This window comes from Streptomyces diastatochromogenes (assembly GCF_002242805.1).
Taxonomy (GTDB): Bacteria; Actinomycetota; Actinomycetes; order Streptomycetales; family Streptomycetaceae; genus Streptomyces; species Streptomyces diastatochromogenes.
Genome location: NZ_MCGQ01000241.1, coordinates 1 through 209 on the forward strand (window position 1 = coordinate 1; position 209 = coordinate 209).

At 67.5% G+C, this 209-nt stretch carries 1 pseudogene; it reads right to left on the reverse strand.

Annotated elements, in window-relative coordinates:
• Nucleotides 1-112: pseudogene (locus tag BEK98_RS51570) on the reverse strand (EI24 domain-containing protein); the annotation flags it as partial.
• Nucleotides 113-209 lie beyond the last annotated feature (97 nt).

Genomic DNA, 209 nt, shown 5'->3' on the forward strand with positions numbered 1-209 from the left:
GGACCAGCGTGATCAGGCCGGGCAGCAGGCCGAAGCCGTACTGCTTGCCGTGCCGGCCCACCCACCGCTGGCCCTTGAGGAGATAACCGAAACCCACCCCGAGATCGCGCATGGCGAAGACTTTACCGAGCGGATCCGAACGGGAAGAACCTCAGGCGTCGAGCATCCGGCGCAGCAGGTCCCGCAGGGAGCCTCGCTCCTCGTCGGTG